Source organism: Nodosilinea sp. LEGE 07088 (assembly GCF_015207395.1).
Classification (GTDB): Bacteria; Cyanobacteriota; Cyanobacteriia; order Phormidesmidales; family Phormidesmidaceae; genus Nodosilinea.
Genome location: NZ_JADEWX010000377.1, coordinates 1 through 1,313, shown reverse-complemented (window position 1 = coordinate 1,313; position 1,313 = coordinate 1). Strand labels below are relative to the sequence as shown.

3 protein-coding genes are annotated in these 1,313 nt (G+C 42.3%); all 3 read left to right on the top strand.

Annotated features, from left to right (window positions below):
• The 3 genes from IQ254_RS34170 to IQ254_RS31115 all read left to right on the top strand — a co-directional run bounded on the left by IQ254_RS34170 (position 1) and on the right by IQ254_RS31115 (position 1,097).
• Complete coding sequence (locus IQ254_RS34170; protein WP_369011301.1) at positions 1-96, top strand: transposase; 96 nt, start codon at positions 1-3, stop codon at positions 94-96.
• Positions 97-460: 364 nt separating this feature from the next.
• Positions 461-703, top strand: coding sequence for an antitoxin family protein (locus tag IQ254_RS31120; RefSeq protein WP_193970000.1), 243 nt, complete (start codon positions 461-463; stop codon positions 701-703).
• Positions 690-1,097 (top strand): PIN domain-containing protein, encoded by a 408-nt coding sequence (locus tag IQ254_RS31115; RefSeq protein ID WP_193969999.1) that lies wholly within the window; start codon positions 690-692, stop codon positions 1,095-1,097. Before IQ254_RS31120 ends, IQ254_RS31115 begins: the two co-directional genes overlap by 14 nt.
• Positions 1,098-1,313: the final 216 nt, after the last annotated feature.

The following is a 1,313-nucleotide window of genomic DNA, read 5'->3' as shown; positions in this document are numbered from 1 at the left end:
ATCAACAATCGAATTAAGTTGATTAAGCGCCAAGCTTATGGGTTTGTAAACTTTGAGAATTTCCGTAAGCGCTTGCTAGCTTGCTTTTCTGATTAGAAAAACTTATCACCATGCTGCCGGAAGAACCTCAAAGATTATCTCTTTCTCACTAGCGAAGCCCGCTTCAACACACGTCAGAAGCTAAAAGTCCTTACTCACATACTATTTACATCAGAAATACTCGTAGCCTTTTATGGATTAATGTTGGGGTTAACATTACTGATTCAATGGTTGCTTCGATTGTGAGAACTAGATAGTTGCACTATCAATTCTCACTGAGTAAATGATTGAAGCTTAATTTAACTGATATTCAGGATTGAATTAGTGTTTGGTTCTCAATCAAGCAGTTCATTCAGGTCGATGGAGTGAAGATCGGCTATGCTTAAAGGTATGGCTAATCGATCAGCATGGAGTCTTCCCTATGCCTCAAGCTTTAAAGGCAATTTACCGTAATGGCGCGTTTATCCTTCAAACGGCTTTTGAGTTGCCTGAAGGGACTGAGGTTGAGCTGTTAGTTCAGTCTCCTCAGATTGTGTCACCACCGATTTCTGATTTGGAAACCAAACGACAGTTTTTGAAATCGTTGACTGAGCGAATGCAGCGCAACCCAATTCCACTTAATGCTCCTCAGTTCACACGGGAAACGCTGCATGAACGCCGTTGACACGAACATCTTGATCTATGTTAATGATCCTCGTGATCCAGTCAAGCAAGGAGCAGCAATCTCTCTTATATCCAATTTAATGGAAGGTGTTTTGTTGTGGCAAGTTGCCTGCGAGTATTTGGCAGCTAGTCGCAAATTGGAATCACTGGGGTATGATAGAGCGCAAGCCTATCAGTATATTCGTGACTTACAGCAGGTTTGGTATACTGCACTTCCAACATGGAGTGTTATTGATCGTGCAGAGAATCTCATGAGCCGTTTTAGTCTATCTCATTGGGATTCAATGATCATTGCTGCTTGTTTAGAAGTAAACGTTCAAACGCTGTATACAGAGGATCTTGGATACTCAAGTATTGACGGCTTAGGAATTATTAATCCGTTTAAAGCTCCTTGAATCCGCACGGCATAACAACCCGGCTGGAGCGGACTGAAGGGAGATATCGGTGGAGATGCAAAGATTACTTGCAGCCGCTCAGCCGGAACGTTATGCCGACTCAACTTGTTTATGGTGGCGTGCATTTGAGAATTATCTGTTTGAGTTCAAAGTTCTGAGGATCTTAGCAGGCTGAAGATATGGCAGTAACTTTTGAAAAGCTTTGGGTGATCGCGA

Bases quoted from the DNA above. Each gene is read 5' to 3' on its own strand.
- IQ254_RS31120 (WP_193970000.1), top strand. From the start codon at position 461: ATGCCTCAAGCTTTAAAGGCAATTTACCGTAATGGCGCGTTTATCCTT.
- IQ254_RS31115 (WP_193969999.1), top strand. From the start codon at position 690: ATGAACGCCGTTGACACGAACATCTTGATCTATGTTAATGATCCTCGT.